We start from the raw sequence: 17,823 nt of genomic DNA on the forward strand, positions 1-17,823 counted from the left end.
CAGTGGCAGCTAATGCTTTAGACTAAATCTGAGATCGTCAAGGCACAAGGGAACGTTAATGGCAGAGAAAGCTGATGCACTCAAAATCACCAGACGCGATGAAGACTACTCCCGCTGGTATCTAGACATTGTAGACAGAGCTAAGCTAGCCGAAGACTCTGGGATTCGCGGTTGCATGATTATTCGACCGGAAGGATTTGCGATTTGGGAGAAAATGCAGCAAACCCTGGACGGAATGTTTAAAGACACCGGACACACGAATGCTTACTTTCCGGTATTTATTCCCGTCAGCTACTTCTCTAAAGAAGCCGAACACGTTTCTGGCTTTGCCAAAGAATGCGCTGTTGTGACTCACCATCGGCTACAACTGACTGAATCGGGAGAAATTACCGTCGATCCCGACGCTGAACTATCCGAACCACTCGTTGTCAGACCGACTAGCGAAACTATTATTTGGTCAGCATATCGTAATTGGATTCAAAGCTATCGAGATTTACCAATTCTGTTGAATCAATGGGCAAATATTTGTCGCTGGGAGTTGAGAACTAGACCTTTCTTACGCACAACCGAATTTCTTTGGCAAGAAGGACATACAGCTCATGCAACTGCTGATGAAGCTGAAGCTGAAGCAAGGCAAATGTTAGAAATTTACAAAACTTTTGTCGAGCAGTATTTAGCTATTCCAGTATTTGCCGGACGCAAGACAGAAAATGAAAAGTTTCCTGGGGCAGTACATACTTATACAATCGAAACAATGACGCAAGATAAACGCGCCATTCAAGTCGGTACGAGCCACAATTTAGGCACCACTTTTTCTAAAGCCTTTGACGTGAAATATTTGTCTGCTGAAGGAACACAAGAGTATCCATTTGCAACGAGTTGGGGCATTACAACTAGAATGATCGGTACTCTCATTATGGTTCACTCCGACGATCGCGGTTTTGTCTGTCCGCCGCGCATTGCTCCTCTACAGGTGATTGGCGTGCCGATTTATCGTAAGGACGCGGAAAAAGAGCAAGTATTAGCTCGATTTACCGAACTACAAGAGCAGTTTAAAGCCACAAAAGCGTTTTCATTTAAAGTCGATACGCGGGATAATTTAAGTCCAGGGTTCAAGTTTAACGATTGGGAATTAAAAGGCATTCCTTTACGTTTAGAAATGGGTCCGAGAGACTTAGCAAATGGTACTGCCGTGTTAGTTCGTCGCGATACTGGTGAAAAAATTAATGTGGCTCAAACTGATTTGGAATCGCAAATCAAAACTTTATTAGAGGATATCCAAATTAGCTTATTCAAACGGGCGCAAGAATTTCAGCAACAGAATTTGCACTTTGTCGAAACCTACGCTGAATTTCAGCAACAGATCGAAGAAAAAGCAGGTTTTTATGTTGCTTACTTTGATGGTAATTCTGACGACGAAGAGAAAATCAAAGAAGAAACCAAAGCAACCGGACGCTGCATTCCTTTCGACTTACAACAAGGTACGGGGAAATGTTTTTATACGGGTAGGCAAACAGATCGGCGAGTCATTTTTGCTAGAGCGTACTAGCGGGAGCCAGGTATGGTAGGGGCGGGTTGACCGAGCAACTTTGTAACTCACAAATATTTCGGGTGAACCCGCCCGTACAGGTATCAGAAAATTGGGAAAGAGAAGTAGTGCGTGGTGAATAGTTAATTCCCCCGTGCCCCTCTGCTCCTCTGCCCCTCTGCTCCAATCTTCCGCGCAGCAGCCAGGAGCAATCTTTGCTCAGCACGGGCGATCGCCCTATAAGTCTGTTCGACGGCATTCGGTTCGACGGAAATAGAGGTAATGCCCGATTGGATCAAAGAGTCGATAATTTCTGGATATAGGACGGGAGCCTGACCGCAGATCGAGCAGGAAATATTAGCTTGCTGCGCCATTTGGATAATTTGGGCGATCGCTTGCAGGACTGCTGGGTGGCGTTCGTTTAAATTAGCGGCTAACTCGCCGCGATCGCGGTCTACTCCCAGCAACAATTGAGTCAAGTCGTTCGTGCCAATGGAGACTCCTTGAACTCCTGCTTTGACGTATTGGGGTAGTAGAAATAGCACTGAAGGCACTTCTGCCACGATCCACAGTTGAAATTGCGCAACTTGAGTTAGTCCTGCTTGCTCGACGCGCTGACGGCAGAAACTAAACTCTTCGACACTGCGGACAAACGGTAACATGAGGTGAAGATTTGTTTGACCGGACTGCTGCACGGCGGCTAAAGCAGCTAGTTCCAAGTCAAAAACTTTCGGATCTTTGAGATAACTCAACGTCCCGCGCTGTCCCAGGATGGAATTACGGCTGTTACCAGCAGAAGCATCCACACCATCCAGATTCAAAGACTGAAATTCTGGCGATCGCCAATCTAAAGAGCGATAGAATACGGGTCTGGGAGCAAAAGCATTGACGAATTGACTAATTTGTGATTTCCATAAATCTAATAATTCTGCCTGTCGTCCCTGTTGCAACCACACTCTCGGGTGCTGTCCCTCTAACACGTTCAACATCATCAGTTCCGATCGCAACAACCCCACGCCATCGACGGGTAAATCCTTAACCTGAGCAATTAAACTCGGCTGACTCAAATTGAGCATGAGTTGAGTGGCTATAGTCGGGAGTTGGGAGTCGGGAGTCGGGAGTCGGGAAATTTTGACTTTTGAATTTTGACTTTTGACTTCTCCCTTGTCCCCCTTGTCTCCCTTGTCGCCTCTTCTCCACACTTCACCGCGATCGCCATTCAATTCCAATAATTCTCCTGTTCGGATCGATCCTGTGGCGCGCGCAACACTCACAACAGCCGGAATACCTAATTCTCTAGCCAGGATGGCGCTGTGAGAAGTCAATCCTCCTTGCTCAGTGATGATTCCCGCTGCTTGTTGCAATAGGGGTAGCCAGTCAGGGGCGATCGCTGGAGCGACTAAAATCGATCCTGCTGGTATAGTTACAGGTCGCGGTTCGCTTTTTGCGATCACGTATGCTGGAGCAATGACCTCTCCCCTTGCTGCTGCGATGCCTGAGATAAATTCCGAATTCCGTAGCTTGCTTAAGCGAGGAGGTATTCGGAATTCCGAATCTTCTTTTGGCTGTTGGCTGTTGGCTGCTGGCTCCCGAACTCTATAGGTATTCGCGTGGGTCAGGTAGAGTTGCGGTTTTGCGTCGATCCCTGTTTGAGCCAACGTCCACTCTAAATAGAATGCTGCGCCCAAATCTGTTTTTAGTTGTTGCGTGAGTTGAATCAGTTGTTGGAGAGACTCATCGCTGAGAGCATACTGCTGCTGTTGTGCTTCGCTCAACAAGTATGTTTGCAAGCAAGGGGTGACAGATGAGGGTAAAAGAGAAGTCGTACAAAGAGTTAAATCTGAAATGAAGGGAATATTGCCGACTCCATAAGCCAATATTTTATTACCCAACTGCCGCGATCGCACTTGATTCGTTGCGGTGGAAACGAAGTAGAGATCGGGTGAAACTTCCCCACGGGCGATCGCTATCCCTAAACCCCAAGTAGCGCTAATCTCAATCTCAGAGGGGTTACACGTTAAAATTCCCGAGGCGATCGCATTTTGTAGGGGTTGTACCAAGACTGCTAGATGAATGTCTCGCCATTCAATCCTGTGGCGCTGCCAATACAAAAGACTTCTAGCGCGAAATAACTGGCTCCAAGTTTGCTTCAAAGCTAGGGCGATCGCTTCCGGTTCTGGACAACATATTTGAGCTTCTAGCAGTCCAGAGAAATTGAGATTTTGGATTGCCGTAGTTTTCAGAATTAAAGAAGGGCGAAAAATTAATGCCGATGCTTGCCACGATTGCGTCGCTTCTAGCAGCGATCGCCAGTACTCTTCTGGTAAGGGTGCGGCAAGAATTTCTTGCTGTAGGCGTTGGGCAACTTTCTGGAGTTGATGACTATCATCAACATTTATTCTCAATGAAGATTCTGGCAGATCGGCAATTAATGGATCGGACGAATTTAACTGCGCGAGAAATTTCCACAGAGTTTGAGCGGGAACGACACAACTAGGTACTACTGGATAACCGTTTGTCGCAATCCGACCGAGATGGAATGCCTTTTCTCCTATCTGTAGGCGTTCTGCGGCTGAAATTTGCTCCAGTAAGTAGAGTGTGTTCAAGAATTTTCTCTCGTCAGTTATCAGTAAAGAGTGGCTAGTGACTAGTGGCTGGTGGCTAGATAATTTTGAATGCGTGAATGCGTGAATTCTTCCCCCGACTCCCGACTCCCTTCTTATTTGTTTATTTAAGCAAATTCCTGGGAAAACTAGATCGAGCATAGCTAGAAACCAATAAGCGTGCTGTCTATGCAAATCCCTTTGAACGCTTACTCAAGAGGTCAAGATTACTATGTTACTAAAAGCCCAACAGTATCGATTAGTTACGAGAAGCGATTTTGACGGTCTCGTCTGTGCTGTTTTACTAAAAAGTTTAAATTTAATCAATGAGATTAAGTTCGTCCATCCGAAAGATATGCAAGATGGCAAAATTGAAATTACTAATCATGATATTACTACAAATTTACCTTATGTTGAAGGTGCGTATTTAGCCTTCGACCATCATTTTAGCGAAACGCTGAGAAATCGCGATCGCTCCTCCACTCATATCATCGATCCTAACGCTCCATCTGCTGCCAGAGTTGTTTACGATTATTTTGGTGGAGCGGAAAAATTCCCTCATATTTCCCAAGAGATGATGACAGCAGTTGATCGAGCGGACTCGGCTCAATTTACTTTAGAGGAAGTTTTACGACCTCAAGGCTGGGTACTGCTGAATTTTTTGATGGATGCGAGAACGGGGTTAGGTAGATTTAGAGATTTTAGAATTTCTAATTACGATTTAATGATGAATTCGATCGATGCTTGTAAAGACAGTACGATTGACGAGATTTTAAATCTTCCTGACGTGAAAGAAAGGGTCGATGTTTATCGCGAACACGAAGCTAAATTTCAAGCACAAATTAAAAAGTGTGCGACTGTTCGTGACAAAACAGTTGTATTAGATCTGAGGCAAGAAGAGACAATTTACGCGGGGAATCGGTTTATGGTTTACGCTTTATATCCTGAGTGTACTGTCTCAATTCATGTCATGTGGGGTTTGAAGCAACAAAATACAGTGTTTGCAGTTGGCAAATCGATTTTCGATCGCAGTTCTCAAGTTAATATTGGCGAGTTGATGTTAAAGTATGGTGGTGGTGGTCATGCCAACGCTGGAACTTGTCAAGTCGCGCATGAAGTAGTGGATGAAACATTAAGGGAAATCATTAGCCAAATTAAGGCGAACGAGTAATTTAAATTTGATTTTATTGGTTTGAATATCATATTCGTGTAGGGGTGGGTTCACCAAAAATACTTGAAATACTTGCAGTTTATTGATAAACTCACCCCAGCAGATCTGTAAAAATTGACGCATTTTGATAAATGTTGCTGCGATCGCAAATTTAATACAATATGTGGGAATTACTGGGTCTTGGTAGGGCGGGTTTATCGATCTCCTCGTGAGAAGATAAAGATTGTTGGTAAACCCGCCCCTACGTTTTATTTATTTAACTTCATTGACAACCCAATTCGTTTTCTCTGCACGTCAATTTCTAATACGCGCACTTTGACAATTTGTCCAACCTTGACAAACTTTTTCGGATCGTCCACAAAGCGATCGGCTAGTTGAGAAATATGAACTAAACCATCTTGGTGTACGCCAATATCTACAAACGCGCCAAAGTTGGCTACGTTAGTGACGATTCCTTCTAATTCCATGCCCGATTTGAGATCGGAGATTTCTTTGATATCCTCTCGAAATGTAGCATATTTAAATTCAGCTCTAGGATCTCTGCCGGGTTTTTCTAATTCGCCGATAATGTCTCTTAATGTTGGTTCGCCTACAGTTTCAGTCACGTATTTTTTCAGATTCGTTCCTTTGAGCTTAGATGCAACTTGAGAAATTTGAGTTAATGATACGTTTAAGTCTTTAGCGATCGCCTCCACAATTTTATAACTTTCCGGGTGAACGGCTGTATTATCTAAAGGATTTTCTCCACCTCGAATCCGTAAAAATCCGGCAGCTTGCTCGAAGGCTTTTGGTCCTAATTTGGCTACCTTGAGTAACTGACGACGGTTTTTAAATACACCGTTTTCATTCCGATAGGCAACAATGTTATTGGCAATTGTTGTCGTAATTCCAGATACATAACCCAGTAACTCCTGAGAAGCAGTATTAAGGTCTACGCCTACGTAGTTCACGCAACTTTCTACGGTTTCCTCTAGCTTTTGCTTCAAAAGTTTTTGGTCTACATCATGCTGATATTGTCCCACACCAATTGATTTGGGATCGATTTTAACTAATTCTGCTAGCGGATCTTGCAAGCGTCTGCCAATACTAATTGCACCGCGCACGGTAATATCAAGTTCGGGAAATTCCGCGATCGCAACTTGACTGGCAGAATAGATCGATGCGCCCGATTCATTGACCATCACCTTAATTGGTTTGCGTTCCACCGTTTGCAAGACTTCTGAAATAAATTCATCCGTCTCTCGTCCTGCCGTACCGTTACCGATCGCAATTAACTCAATGCGGTATTTTTCCAACAATTGCTTAACAGTTTGTGCTGCTTGCGATCGCGCTGCTGCTGATTGGTGGGGAAAAATTGCTTGATATGCTAAAAATTGCCCTGTTTGCGATAGTACGGCTACCTTACATCCCGTCCTAAACCCAGGATCGATCGCCAGTGTCGGACGCATTCCGGCTGGACTGGATAACAATAAATCGCGTAAATTTGCCTCAAAAGTTTTAATTGATTCAACATCGGCAAAGCTTTTTTTCTCATTACGGACGGCACTAATTAATGACTCTTTCATCAATCGCGTCCATCCATCTTTGAGTAAATCGTGGTAGAATTTCCTCAAACTGGGGTTCTTCGTGCGAATTTCCTGCGATTCTAGATAGGACAATACCACCCCTTCATCAAAACTGAGATCGAAATCCAAGATTCCTTCGGCTTCACCGCGATATAGCGCGAGTAGATTGTGCGGTGCGATATCTTCAACTCGAATTTGATAGTTGCGGTACATTTCAAATTTTGTCGTACCTTCGGGGTAATCGTCCTTGACTCGCGAGACAAACACCCCTTCGTTGAGTAGATATTCGCGGATGTAAGCGCGTAATTCGGCTTTTTCAGCAATTTCCTCTGCCAAGATATCAGATGCACCTTTAAGCGCTTCCTCCTTTGACTTAACTCCCTTTTCCTCAGAAATATATTTTACTGCTTCTGATTCTAAAGGTACGATAGGGGCGTTTTTGACATTGAGAGATTTAATCCACTCGGCGAGTGGTTCTAATCCCTTTTCTCGCGCCGCCGTAGCGCGGGTGCGGCGTTTGGGGCGATAGGGAAGGTATAAATCTTCTAATTCAGTTTTCTGCAAGCAGGCGGTGATTTTTGCCTGTAGTTCCTCTGTCAGTTTACCAAGAGAGGCGATCGCGCTTAAAATCGCTGCTTTTCTTTCTTCTAGTTCTGTGAGGTAGGCGTGTCTCTCAGCTAGTTCCCGCAGTTGGGTTTCGTTCATCTCCCCCGTGCGTTCTTTGCGGTAACGAGCGATAAATGGAATTGTTGCACCCTCCGCCATCAGTTCGAGTGCGCTTTGCACCTGGAAGGGTTTGAGATTTAGTTCTTGAGCTAGTAGTTGGGGAATGTTTACCATCGAGTCAGTTTATGCAGTCTCTCTTAAAGGTAATATGCCATATGATTCAAAAGTGCAACGGTGAGCGAAGTGGCGAAATTACCCGATGAAACATTTTCTACTATCTTTAGCTTGCAACGACGACTGCTAGAACGCATCGACGAAGCTACAGCTACAGATGCAGCCATCTTTGAGCGGTTTGGAGAAGTGGAGGAAACAAGACCAGAACTAGAAGAACTCCAAAGTATTAGGGAGAGATCGACATCTGCTTACACTCGACTCTACACTCTTTTGTTAAGAGTGGCAGAGGCTCAACCAGTAGCTAGTTCAGCTACGCTAAATTTATTTACTGGAGCAATCGATAGAGCAGACACAAGCCTACGTTGATTCAGCAGCAGCAAGTATTATGGATGTCAAAAGGAACTGGAATTTGCCATGAGTAACCAACCTAGAATACCCGATCCAGAAACCAGAAAGCGATCTGTTGAGAAGTTAAAGGAAGTTTGTCGTCAGTTTGACGAGTTGAATGAGTTACTCGATCGCGCGATCGCAAGTGCAGAAGCAGATATTCGCAATAGTCCATCATCCGCTTATCGGACGCGACAGCAGCAGAAAAGGAGACAAATGGAAATATAAATGGAAATAAAGATTGACGATCTTTCTGGCTCTGAAATTGCTGAGTTTTTGGAAGAACATATCAGAGAAATGAAGTCCGTTTCGCCTCCTGAAAGTAAACATGCTCTAGATTTGGCAGGGTTGAGAAAACCACAAATTACATTTTGGACGATTTGGGATAGTAGTTGCTTAATAGGCTGTGGTGCAATGAAAGAATTAGATGCAAGCCATGCTGAAATTAAGTCGATGCGTACAACAACCTCATATAGAGGGAAAGGTGTTGCATCAATGCTACTTCAGCATATCTTGAACGAAGCGAAGCTACGAGGTTATCGGCGTATAAGTTTAGAAACTGGATCGATGCCTTTTTTTGAGCCAGCACGCAATTTATATGCGAAATACGGCTTTAAGAACTGTGCGCCTTTTTCTAAATATAAAGAAGCTCCAAACAGTGTGTTTATGACAAAGGATTTGTAATTTAAAATCTTCTTCTTTGTGTCTTTGCGTCTTTGCGCGACACAAAACTAGATCTTGAAATGCACCTGAGAATTAAGCTGACACAAAATTTCTACTAATTGCTCAATCTGACTCAATTCATGAGTCGCCATCACAGAAAATCTTATTCTACTTGTCGGTACGGTAGGGGGACGAATTGCTGGCGCAAAAATTCCCGACTCTTTCAAATTTGAACCAAATTTTAAAGCCGTGGCTGCATCTGCTAATTGCAAACACAAAATTGGCGACTCAGAAGGTAATAATTTTAATTGCGGTAATTCTTGAGTCATTAAATGTTTTAAATAATTAATATTTTGCCAAAGTTGCTGTCTGCGTTCTGGTTCTTCTCGTACAATAGAAATTGCCGCGATCGCAGCCGCAGTATCGGCAGGAGAAAGAGCTGTGGTATAAATCCAACTAGCCGCACGGTTGCGTAGAAAATCAATTAAAGCGGCTGAACCTGCGACGTAACCGCCTAAACTTCCCAAGGCTTTGCTCAGCGTGCCAACTTGAATTAACGGGCTACTAGTAAGATTGAAATATTCTACACAACCAGCCCCAGTTTTACCAAAAACTCCGGTAGCGTGAGCCTCATCAATTAATAGCATACAGTTAAATTGAGCTGCTAAATCTATTAATTCTGGTAACGGGCATAAATCTCCATCCATACTAAAGACGCTATCAGTCATAATTAAACAACGACGGTAGCGATTGCGTTGTTCTAACTGGGTTTTTAAAAATAAAATATCGTTATGGGGATACTCAATAATTGTTGCACCGCTGAGAATCGCTCCATTTTTTAAGCAAGAATGATTGTATTGGTCTGAAAGAATTAGATCTCGTTTGCCAACTAAAGCCGCAATTGTACCCAAATTTGCCAAATATCCCGAACTGAAAACTACAGCATCTTCAGTTTGTTTTAGAATTGCGATCGCTCGTTCCAATTCTCGATGCAATTCTCGATGTCCGCTAAGTAAACGAGAACCCGTACTTCCCGCACCGTATATCTGCGTAGCTGTTATAGCTGCTTGAATTAGTCTTTCATCGCCTGCTAACCCTAAGTAGTCGTTACTAGCAAAATTAATCAGCGATCGCCCTTCCATTTGGATAATAGCACCAGGGCGGCTGTCAATTGTCTGTACGGCACGATACCAATCGGCTTTGTGGATGGTTGCTAAAGATTGTTCTATCCAAGCATAAGGATCTTTTGACATGGGGGATGAGAACGTAAATATTCTATACAGCATGATACTTGTAGGGGCGCACACCTGTGCGCCCCTACTACAGGTTACGTGTTTCATCTCAGCAATTCAGTAACCTTACCGATATACCTTTTAGAATAGGCGATCGCATCTTCTCACCTGAGAATATACCAACAAATACCTAGTAACATCTAAGTAGGAATGCGGAGACAGCTGCACAAGTGCAGAATAAACCAGTGAATTTGCGGTTAAATAAAAATCAGCCTCATTCTAGGATGATCTCATATTCAATTTTCACTTAGAAAACAAAAGGTGCGTTGTGGCTTCAAACGGTAACATTAAACGTACATTAGATGAAGTTCTGCCTCTTGCAGAAAGTTTGCCACTAGAAGATAAAGCTGAATTAGTACAGCGGTTGATTGGCGAACACTCAGGCTTAAATGTTGTTATTGATAATAGCTGTTTATCTGGTTCAATTATTGGGTTAGTTAACTTAATGAGTCGCGATGAGGTTGCAGAAACATTAATTGCGATCGCTAACAGAGTGATTCTTGAAGGAAAAATTTCTAAAGGATAGTCGGAGGGTGCGTTATTAACGCACCTGACTATTTTAAATAGTGGCAAAACTAGGATTCATCGGCTGAGTTTTTTGCTCTTGAGCTACGTTTAACTTCTGAACGAATTCCTGAGTTAGCTGACTAAAAGCTTTGGCTCCAGCAGAGTGAGGATTGCTCAAAACTACGGGCATAAAACTATCAACTGCTTTAGCAACGTTGACATCCATTGGAATTTGAGTATTAAAGATTTTATCAGGGGTAAAATCCTGATTGATTCGCTGTACGACTTGCCTTTGGTATCTACCTGTAAATAGATTACCAGCCATTGTAAACACGATACCGATCAGTTGAATTCCCATGACAGCCTCGGCTTCATGGCTTTTTTTCAATTCGGCAATGCGTCTTTCTAATAACTGAATTCCTACAATCGATAGCGGTTCTGGCTTAGCTGGTAAAATATAGAAATCGCTGGCAGCAAGGGCGCTACGAGTCATGAGATTGTAGCCAGGAGCGCAATCAAAAATAATGCAATCGTAGTCAGACATAATTGGCTGCAAAATCTGTCTGAGCAAAGTTCTCTCAAACCGATTCCAGACAACTTCAAAGTCCAAGCGATCGACTTCAAAAGCTTTTTCATGTAGCATTTCTGCTACCATATATTCGTCATATAACTCAATATCTCCTGGCAATAAGTCCAGGTTATTAATATTACAGACCGAACGATGAATTGCATCTTGGATGGTAATTCTAGCTTGTGGATTTGGCTGAATAATTTGGTTGATAAAATTCTTGAGGGTGCGTTTTCTTTTTCTATAGTTAGCAAACTCTGTGGGAGCCATCAAGCTGAGAGTGGCGCTAATTTGGGTATCTAAGTCAAAAATCAAGACTCGCTTACCATGCTCTTTTGCTAGCGCCGTGGCTAGATTAACGCTGAGAGTTGTTTTGCCGACACCCCCTTTCATATTAGCAGTGGCGATCGTATAGGTCATATTTGACATCCTCGCTATACAGCTCTTGGTCGGTTTGAATCTCCGAATAGCTTAGCTGCACTTGCATAAATGGGAGAAAATTGTTTGAATATCTTTATGAAATTTAGTCATCTAGTCGTGGCTTGGAAAATGTAAGGGCGGGTTCACCGAGATCTAGATAAACAGCAGAGATTGCTGGTAAACCCGCCCCTACCCACCTGCAATCCATTTCTTTTGAATTGCCAACACTGCCGCCTGGGTGCGATCGCGTACTCCTAATTTCTGGATAATGGTATGGACGTGTACCCTAACCGTACCAGGAGTAATGTATAGGGTAGAAGCAATTTCTTGGTTAGACTTACCCGCCGCAATTAAAGCTAAAATTTCTTGTTCTCGTTGCGTTAGCGGTTGGTTAGATTCTGCTGGAGTTGCGATCGCCTCACTCGTATCTGGGTTATGCTCGAATGTAGTGCGAATTTCTGTAGTTGCCGTGCGATCCCACCAAGAAGCACCAGCAGCCACCGAACGAATTGCTAAAATCAAAGTCTCGGCAGCAATCCCTTTCAAACAATAACCCGCCGCCCCTGCGGCAATCAACCGCGCAATTAAAGACTTTTGGGAATGAGAAGTTAAGACTAAAACTGGTAACTGGGGATTTTGCTGTTTAATTTGCCGACACGCCTCTACACCGCCAATTCCAGGTAATCCTACATCGAGTAATACCACATCGAGGGCGTGACGCTGTACCATTTCTACGGCTGTTTCCCCATCCTCCGCTTCAGCAACGATTTCTATACCTGATTCTTGTTGCAATTTGACTTCTAAACCAAGGCGAAAGAGTTCGTCATCTTCAACCAGGAGTAACCGTAAGGAAGGAGACATTCTTATGTATAAACTGACAAAGCTGGTAAGCGAAAACAGAAAAGCGCGCCTTGAGGCAAACAATTCTCTGCCCAAATTGTACCGCCATGCGCGGAAATAATTTGCCGTGTTAGATAGAGTCCCAAACCCGAACCTTTCGCTTGGCGATCGCTATGTCCTTGATAAAATCGTTCAAATAGATGTGGTAATTGTGCGGCAGTAATTCCCAAACCGTTATCCAAAACTTTGACAAGACAATATTCCGCCTGAGATTCAAATACCACTTCTACCTTACCACCGCGACGGGAATGATTAATTCCGTTTGTGAGGAGATTGGTAAACACCCGCGCTAATTGCAGCGCGTCACCCTGAACCCACATGGCACGACGAAAATCTGAGTCTCCGTACCCCAAACTAATATAAACCTGACGCGAAGCAGCGAGATCTGTCAAGGAGGCGATCGCTGCTTGCGCTATTGTGACTAAATCCACAGGCGCTAGTTGTAATTGCAATCCTTCCGTATCGTTGCGATAAACGTCTAGCAAGGTTTCCACCAATTGTAATGTAGACTGATGCGAACGGATCATCTTTTCTAAAATCTTGTAATGGGTAGGCGTAACCGTACCAAATTTTCCTTGTTCCCAAGCCTTGAGAGTTTCAATCGCACCGAGTAGCGGAGTTTTCAAGTCGTGGGTAAGCGTAGAGGCAAAATCTTCTCTCACTCTAGCTAACTGTTCCTGAGACTGTAATTTAGCTTGTTGAGAAGCGATCGCAATTTCGTATTGATGGTTGCGATCGCCCAAGATTCCTGTCACAATCAGAGCGATCGCGGCAATGATCCGACTAGCGATCGTTGAAGCTTTTGCAATCTCATCTCCAGGCAGCCATAAATTTAAAATTGTCAGTCCTACAGCAGCAAGAGTAGTGTAAAATGTTGCTTTCCTACCCAAGCGGGAAGCTGAAATTAGGATTGGTCCCGTGTAAAGATAGCCAAAGACATAATCTACAGGAGTCACGAACTCTAGTATCAGCACTACTACAAATAGGCTAATAACTTGCCACAGCGAACTCCAGCTAAAGTTTTTGTGAAGTGCGATGGTCTTATCCTCGTTCGATTCTTTAATTATTATTTTGTCATCTTTAACGAGACAATCTAGGCAATCTCCGATATATCTTACTGTTTGTTTCTACTGGAGGTAGTGTTTAGTCAGTGTTTAGTTCTAACTATACCGACAGATATAGCAAGAGAATAAATTATATATATAGTCTGCTCTATGCGATCGCTGCTATTTTTATTGTCATTGTCTAAACAGTAGCAATATAAAACTTATATCTAAACTCAATTGTAGAATTTAAGTAACATCAGCTAAGTTATTACAAGTCATAAATATTTAGCAGACTGCTCAAATAATTATGTTGCTATAGTTTGGAACAGAAAAAACTCTTGATATTCGCAGGTGGTGAGCCTACTCTACAAGATGAAGTCAGCAGAATCTCAAGCATAAGGTAAATAAAACCTACTTTGCTATCAAACATATCAATTTTAAATATATATGTGGCAAGGATTTCTTCAAATCGCAATAACACTAATTATTTTGGTAGCTATTACCCCTTCTTTTAGTAGCTACATTGCCTCCGTTTTCTTAGAAAAGAAAACATTTCTCGATCCAGTAGCGAAGCCTATAGAACGTGTCATCTACGCTTTAGGTGGCATTCCTACCAAGAGTGATATGACTGGATGGCAATATGCTCAGGCGATACTTTACAGCAACATCGTCATGGGCATTTTTGTTTACCTCATCTTCATGTTGCAGGGAATTCTACCTCTTAATCCGACCAACTTACAAGCACCGAGTTGGGACTTAGCACTGCACACAACCATCTCATTCGTTACTAACACCAATCAACAGCATTATTCTGGCGAGACAACATTTAGTTATGCTAGTCAAATGCTAGCTTTAGGATTTCTGATGTTTACCTCAGCCGCCACTGGATTATCTGTAGGAATTGCCTTTATTCGCGGTTTAACAGGTAGACCTTTAGGAAACTTCTATGTCGATTTGGTGCGATCGATTACGCGAATTTTACTGCCAATTTCCATAATTGGGGCGATCGCATTACTCATGGCAGGCGTTCCAGAAACTTTAGCAGCACCAGCTACAGTTACAACTTTAGAAGGTACAACTCAAGTTATTGCCAGAGGACCGGTTGCTCATTTTGAAATTATCAAGCAACTGGGAGAAAATGGCGGTGGCTTTTTTGGGATCAATTCCGCTCATCCATTTGAAAATCCAAATGCTTTTACTAATTTAGTAGAAATACTAGCGATGGTATCTATTCCCGCTGCTTTAATTATCACATACGGCATTTTTGCAAATAATAAAAAGCAAGGGTGGTTGCTGTTTTGGATGGTATTTATCATTTTTGTCACGCTAGTTGTGGTGACAGGAGTAGGCGAATACCAAGGTAATCCTCTAGTAAATAATTTAATTGGTGATAGTCCCAACTTAGAAGGCAAAGAAGTTAGATTTGGTTGGGCAGAAACAGCATTGTGGGCAGTTTTAACTACAGGAACGATGTGCGGTGCAGTCAACGGAATGCACGATTCTCTGATGCCAAATGGCGGCTTTTCCACCCTATTTAATATGTTCGTGCAAATGATCTGGGGTGGTCAAGGAACGGGAACGGCTTATTTGTTCGTTTACCTAATTTTGACCGTGTTTCTCACAGGTTTAATGGTAGGTAGAACCCCAGAATTTTTAGGACGCAAAATTGAAAAAAGAGAAATCGTTCTCGCTAGCGTTATTTTACTCGTCCACCCGATCGCGATTTTAATTCCTAGCGCGATTACTCTTGCCTTTCCCGATACGCTTGCAGGAATTAGCAACCCTGGGTTTCATGGTATTTCTCAAGTTGTCTACGAATATACCTCAGCATCAGCTAACAATGGTTCCGGTTTTGAAGGATTAGGGGATGCTACTTTATGGTGGAATTTAAGTGCTTGTTTCAGCTTATTAGCAGGACGCTATTTACCAATTACTGCCTTGTTGCTATTAGCCGACAGCATGACACGCAAACAACCAGTACCAGAAACAACTGGCACTTTGAGAACTGACACGCTGCTATTTACTGGCGTTACGGCTGGTGTAATTCTCATCCTTGGCGTACTCACATTCTTCCCCGTCCTAGCTTTAGGACCGATCGCAGAAGGATTTCAAATTGGTAATTGGTAATTGGTTTAACACTTCTCCCTTGTCCCCCTTCGCCCCCTAATCCCCACTCCCTTCGGTCGTGGGGTCCCCGAGTTCCCCCTTGTCCCCCATCTATGAATTCTATAGCCTCTACAAAACCTCCACGTCCTAGACCGCAAGGACCTCGCGGCGATCGCAAGCATACACCAAAAGTCAACACTCAAGGACTTTACAAAAGAGCAATAAAAGAATCTTTTGTCAAGCTTAAGCCACGAGTGATGTTAAAAAATCCCGTCATGTTTGTGGTTTACGTAGGAACAATTATCACCGTCTTGATGATATTTGACCCTTATTTATTTGGACCAGTTCAAGGCGAAAACCTGAGATTTTTTAATGGGTTAATCGCATTAATTTTATTCTTTACTGTAGTATTTGCCAATTTTGCTGAAGCTGTGGCAGAAGGACGAGGCAAGGCGCAAGCCGATGCTTTGCGATCGACAAAATCAGATACGATCGCCAAAAAACTTTTACCCGATGGATCGATTCAAGAAATTTCTTCTACCCAACTGCATTGCGGCGATATGGTTAAGGTGGTGGCTGGCGATATTATTCCCGCTGATGGTGAAGTGTTAGCAGGTGTAGCTTCAGTCGATGAATCGGCAATTACGGGGGAATCCGCACCCGTATTGAAAGAACCAGGTTCGGACGTGGCTAGTTCCGTCACGGGTGGGACGCGCATTCTCTCCGACGAACTCAGTATCCGCATTACAGCCGATCCTGGTAAAGGCTTTATCGATCGCATGATTTCCCTGGTAGAAGGGGCAGAACGCGCTAAAACTCCCAATGAAATTGCTTTAACGGTGTTATTAGCAGTTTTAACGTTGGTGTTTCTGTTTGTTGTAGCGACATTACCAACAATTGCTAGCTATGTAAATAGTCCCGTCAGTATCGCAATTTTAATTGCCTTATTAGTCGCACTCATCCCAACTACCATCGGCGGTTTATTGAGCGCGATCGGAATTGCAGGTATGGATCGGGTGGCACAATTTAACGTCATAGCCACCTCTGGACGCGCCGTAGAAGCCTGCGGCGATGTCAACACTCTCATTTTGGACAAAACAGGTACGATCACGTTAGGAAACCGTTTGGCAGAGGAGTTTGTGCCTGTCAACGGTCATACGATGAATGACATTGCGCGAGTGGCGTTAGCAGCCAGCTTGTTTGACAATACACCGGAAGGAAAATCAATCGTCCGCCTTGCAGAAAAATTGGGAGCAATAGTAGACTTCGATCGCAACCTTGCTGAAGGAATTGAATTTTCTGCTAAAACCCGTATGAGTGGGACGAATTTACCCGATGGTAGCGAGGTGCGTAAGGGTGCGGTAGGCGCGATTAAAGGGTTCGTGCGTTCCCGTAGCGGACGCGAAACCCCCGAACTCGATACAGCCTACGAACGCATTTCTCAATTAGGTGGTACGCCCTTAGCAGTTGCACTTAATGGCGAAATTTACGGCGTAATTTACCTCAAGGATATCGTCAAACCAGGCATACGCGATCGCTTCGATCAGTTGCGGCGCATGGGTGTACGCACAGTCATGTTAACTGGAGATAACCGCATTACTGCTAGTGTAATTGCTCAAGAAGCTGGGGTAGATGACTTTATTGCCGAAGCCACACCCGAAGACAAAATCGAGGTAATTCAACGGGAACAAGCGCAAGGCAAAATTGTTGCCATGACAGGAGACGGAACGAATGACGCGCCAGCATTAGCACAGGCAAATGTGGGAGTTGCGATGAATTCAGGAACTCAGGCGGCGAAAGAAGCAGCGAATATGGTCGATTTAGATTCCGATCCAACAAAGCTAATTGACATCGTGACTATTGGTAAACAACTGCTAATTACCCGTGGGGCGCTGACAACTTTTTCTATTGCCAATGATATCGCTAAGTATTTTGCAATTATCCCCGTCATTTTTGCTTCAGCTAATTTACAAAGCTTGAATCTGATGGGATTAACTAGCACAAACTCAGCTGTATTATCAGCATTAATTTACAACGCTTTGATTATTCCGGCTCTAATTCCTCTAGCTTTGAAGGGTGTAAAGTTTCGTCCGCTATCAGCAAATCAGTTGCTACAACGAAATATTCTAATTTACGGTTTAGGTGGGGTAATTGTACCATTTATTGCAATTAAGTTAATTGATGTTTTGGTGTCAGCAGTGGGATTAGCCTGACAAGGAGTATAAAG

Annotated in this window: 14 protein-coding genes; 8 read left to right on the forward strand and 6 right to left on the reverse strand. The window is 43.4% G+C overall.

Annotated elements, in window-relative coordinates:
- Positions 1–58 precede the first annotated feature (58 nt).
- A complete protein-coding gene (gene proS, locus DSM107010_RS09200) occupies positions 59–1,549 on the forward strand; it encodes a proline--tRNA ligase (RefSeq protein ID WP_015155172.1) in 1,491 nt (496 codons plus the stop codon).
- Positions 1,550–1,671: 122 nt separating this feature from the next.
- Here proS and DSM107010_RS09205 read toward each other — a convergent pair whose 3' ends face one another.
- Positions 1,672–4,134 carry a putative PEP-binding protein gene (locus tag DSM107010_RS09205; protein ID WP_106167845.1) on the reverse strand — a complete coding sequence of 821 codons (2,463 nt, stop codon included), beginning with the start codon at positions 4,132–4,134 and terminating at the stop codon, positions 1,672–1,674.
- Positions 4,135–4,363: 229 nt separating this feature from the next.
- On the opposite strand from DSM107010_RS09205, the gene DSM107010_RS09210 reads away from it, so the two are divergent.
- Positions 4,364–5,302 (forward strand): exopolyphosphatase, encoded by a 939-nt coding sequence (locus DSM107010_RS09210; RefSeq protein WP_106167844.1) that lies wholly within the window; start codon positions 4,364–4,366, stop codon positions 5,300–5,302.
- A 248-nt stretch (positions 5,303–5,550) separates the two neighbouring features.
- Here DSM107010_RS09210 and DSM107010_RS09215 read toward each other — a convergent pair whose 3' ends face one another.
- Positions 5,551–7,707, reverse strand: coding sequence for a Tex family protein (locus DSM107010_RS09215; protein ID WP_127022819.1), 2,157 nt, complete (start codon positions 7,705–7,707; stop codon positions 5,551–5,553).
- Positions 7,708–7,767: 60 nt separating this feature from the next.
- Here DSM107010_RS09215 and DSM107010_RS09220 point away from each other — a divergent pair, with 60 nt between their 5' ends.
- From DSM107010_RS09220 to DSM107010_RS09230, 3 genes are read left to right on the forward strand one after another with little or no spacing between them, the layout of a single operon-like run.
- A complete protein-coding gene (locus DSM107010_RS09220) occupies positions 7,768–8,073 on the forward strand; it encodes a hypothetical protein (protein WP_199197415.1) in 306 nt (101 codons plus the stop codon).
- Positions 8,074–8,121: 48 nt separating this feature from the next.
- The gene (locus DSM107010_RS09225; protein ID WP_015155177.1) at positions 8,122–8,322 is read left to right on the forward strand and encodes a hypothetical protein; all 201 of its coding nucleotides are present in this window, start codon (positions 8,122–8,124) and stop codon (positions 8,320–8,322) included.
- The gene (locus tag DSM107010_RS09230; RefSeq protein WP_106170228.1) at positions 8,323–8,778 is read left to right on the forward strand and encodes a GNAT family N-acetyltransferase; all 456 of its coding nucleotides are present in this window, start codon (positions 8,323–8,325) and stop codon (positions 8,776–8,778) included. It abuts the gene before it with no gap.
- A 47-nt stretch (positions 8,779–8,825) separates the two neighbouring features.
- Here the strand turns inward: DSM107010_RS09230 and bioF are convergent, their stop codons facing one another.
- Positions 8,826–10,010: an 8-amino-7-oxononanoate synthase gene (bioF, locus tag DSM107010_RS09235; RefSeq protein WP_106170226.1), complete on the reverse strand. Its 1,185-nt coding sequence runs from the start codon at positions 10,008–10,010 to the stop codon at positions 8,826–8,828.
- 307 nt (positions 10,011–10,317) lie between these two features.
- Here bioF and DSM107010_RS09240 point away from each other — a divergent pair, with 307 nt between their 5' ends.
- Positions 10,318–10,575 (forward strand): hypothetical protein, encoded by a 258-nt coding sequence (locus tag DSM107010_RS09240; protein WP_015155180.1) that lies wholly within the window; start codon positions 10,318–10,320, stop codon positions 10,573–10,575.
- A 33-nt stretch (positions 10,576–10,608) separates the two neighbouring features.
- Here the strand turns inward: DSM107010_RS09240 and DSM107010_RS09245 are convergent, their stop codons facing one another.
- From DSM107010_RS09245 to DSM107010_RS09255, 3 genes are all read right to left on the reverse strand, one after another.
- Positions 10,609–11,544, reverse strand: a complete 936-nt coding sequence (locus DSM107010_RS09245) for a ParA family protein (protein ID WP_015155181.1) — start codon at positions 11,542–11,544, stop codon at positions 10,609–10,611.
- Positions 11,545–11,733: 189 nt separating this feature from the next.
- Positions 11,734–12,405, reverse strand: coding sequence for a response regulator transcription factor (locus DSM107010_RS09250; RefSeq protein WP_015155182.1), 672 nt, complete (start codon positions 12,403–12,405; stop codon positions 11,734–11,736).
- 2 nt (positions 12,406–12,407) lie between these two features.
- Entirely contained in the window at positions 12,408–13,481 is a 1,074-nt protein-coding gene (locus DSM107010_RS09255; protein ID WP_181246357.1) for a sensor histidine kinase, read from the reverse strand.
- 456 nt (positions 13,482–13,937) lie between these two features.
- Between DSM107010_RS09255 and kdpA the strand changes: the two genes are divergently transcribed.
- Both kdpA and kdpB read left to right on the forward strand, forming a co-directional pair.
- Positions 13,938–15,617: a potassium-transporting ATPase subunit KdpA gene (gene kdpA, locus DSM107010_RS09260; RefSeq protein ID WP_127022822.1), complete on the forward strand. Its 1,680-nt coding sequence runs from the start codon at positions 13,938–13,940 to the stop codon at positions 15,615–15,617.
- A 92-nt stretch (positions 15,618–15,709) separates the two neighbouring features.
- Positions 15,710–17,809, forward strand: coding sequence for a potassium-transporting ATPase subunit KdpB (gene kdpB, locus DSM107010_RS09270; protein WP_127022829.1), 2,100 nt, complete (start codon positions 15,710–15,712; stop codon positions 17,807–17,809).
- The last annotated feature ends 14 nt before the right edge of the window (positions 17,810–17,823 follow it).

The sequence above is a fragment of the Chroococcidiopsis cubana SAG 39.79 genome, from assembly GCF_003991895.1.
In the GTDB taxonomy this organism is placed as follows: domain Bacteria; phylum Cyanobacteriota; class Cyanobacteriia; order Cyanobacteriales; family Chroococcidiopsidaceae; genus Chroococcidiopsis; species Chroococcidiopsis thermalis.

Coding starts and splice junctions, on each gene's coding strand:
- proS (WP_015155172.1), top strand. CDS start 59: ATGGCAGAGAAAGCTGATGCACTCAAAATCACCAGACGCGATGAAGAC.
- DSM107010_RS09210 (WP_106167844.1), top strand. CDS start 4,364: ATGTTACTAAAAGCCCAACAGTATCGATTAGTTACGAGAAGCGATTTT.
- DSM107010_RS09215 (WP_127022819.1), bottom strand. CDS start 7,707: ATGGTAAACATTCCCCAACTACTAGCTCAAGAACTAAATCTCAAACCC.
- DSM107010_RS09225 (WP_015155177.1), top strand. CDS start 8,122: ATGAGTAACCAACCTAGAATACCCGATCCAGAAACCAGAAAGCGATCT.
- DSM107010_RS09230 (WP_106170228.1), top strand. CDS start 8,323: ATGGAAATAAAGATTGACGATCTTTCTGGCTCTGAAATTGCTGAGTTT.
- bioF (WP_106170226.1), bottom strand. CDS start 10,010: ATGTCAAAAGATCCTTATGCTTGGATAGAACAATCTTTAGCAACCATC.
- DSM107010_RS09245 (WP_015155181.1), bottom strand. CDS start 11,544: ATGACCTATACGATCGCCACTGCTAATATGAAAGGGGGTGTCGGCAAA.
- DSM107010_RS09250 (WP_015155182.1), bottom strand. CDS start 12,405: ATGTCTCCTTCCTTACGGTTACTCCTGGTTGAAGATGACGAACTCTTT.
- kdpA (WP_127022822.1), top strand. CDS start 13,938: ATGTGGCAAGGATTTCTTCAAATCGCAATAACACTAATTATTTTGGTA.
- kdpB (WP_127022829.1), top strand. CDS start 15,710: ATGAATTCTATAGCCTCTACAAAACCTCCACGTCCTAGACCGCAAGGA.